General features: G+C 47.0%; 1 pseudogene. It reads right to left on the minus strand.

Annotated features, from left to right (window positions below):
* Nucleotides 1-1553, minus strand: a pseudogene (locus tag A3766_RS31470) (excinuclease ABC subunit UvrA); the annotation flags it as partial.

A 1553-nucleotide genomic window follows, 5' to 3' on the forward strand; every position in this document is an offset into this window, starting at 1 on the left:
CGGGGTTTGATCTTGGGGTGCGTCCGATCGGGCTCTGATTAATATCGATCACTTTGTCGAAAAAGTGCATGCCGTGAATGGCTTCGTGCTCTGCTGCATTTAAGGTCGTGGCATTATTTAGTTCAGTCGCCGCTAAGGGGTAAAGCGTTGAGTTGATCAGGGTTGACTTACCAGAGCCTGAAACACCAGTAATGCAGGTAAATAAGCCAACTGGAATTTCAAGTGTAACGTTTTCAAGGTTATTTCCCTTGGCGCCTTGCAGAATGAGTTGTTTGTTCTTATTTGGTTTATGGCGTTCATCCGGGATTTCAATTCGTTTGCTGCCACACAGATATTGGCCGGTTAGGGATGCAGGGTTGGACATAACTTCATCAGGTGTACCTTCGGCGACGATCTCGCCACCATGTATTCCAGCCCCCGGGCCGATATCAATGACGTGATCGGCAAGTCTGATAGCATCTTCGTCGTGTTCAACAACGATTACAGTATTGCCTAGCTCTTTGAGATGAGTGAGCGTTTTTAAGAGGCGGTCATTGTCCCGTTGGTGAAGTCCGATCGATGGTTCATCCAGAATATACATGACGCCCACAAGCCCGGCGCCAATCTGGCTTGCTAGCCGTATTCTTTGGGCTTCGCCGCCGGATAATGTGTCGGCACTACGTTCCAGATTTAGATAATCTAGGCCTACGTTCACTAGAAACTCCAATCGTAAGCGGATCTCTTTTAGAATCTTGTCAGCTATTTCTCCTCGTTGACCGCTAAGTTCTAGGTTTTCGAAATAATCCAAAGCAGTACCAATGGGGAGCTTGGCTAAGTCGGGTAGTGAGTCTTTGTTTATGTAAACATGCCGCGATGCTTGTTTTAATCGAGTGCCATGGCAGCTTGGACAAGGTTGATTGTTCAGGTACTTAGCAAGGTCTTCCCGAACCATATTTGATTCAGTTTCTCTATAGCGTCTTTCGATGTTAGGAATGACACCTTCAAAAACGTGCGAGCGTTGTACGCTGTCGCCACGGCTATTGACATAGGTGAACGATATTTCTTCATCCTGGCTTCCGTAGAGGAGGGTTTGTTTAAAACTATCAGGTAGCTCCTCATAGGTACTAGAGATGTCGACATTATAGTGTTCGGCCACATTACTTAAGAGTTGAAAGTAGTAGATCGTGCGTCGATCCCAGCCCCTAATCGCGCCTTCTGCAAGTGTTAGGCTGGGGTTGTGTACGATTCTATCAGGATCAAAAAACTGATTAACGCCTAAGCCATCGCAGGAGCCACAAGCACCGGCAGGATTATTGAAAGAGAACATGCGAGGCTCAAGCTCGCTAATTGCATAACCGCAATGGGGGCAAGCAAATCGTGAAGAGAAGATGATCTCTTCTAGGTCATCGTCTTCACCCATTGGGGCAACAACTGCAATGCCGTCGGTTAGGGCAAGGCATGTCTCAAAGGATTCTGCGATACGTTGTTGGATATCGCTGCGAACCTTAAAGCGATCAACAACTACTTCAATAGTGTGTTTCTTGTTCTTCTCGAGCTTGGGCGTGTCATCAAGA

The organism is Oleiphilus sp. HI0132 (assembly GCF_001635845.1).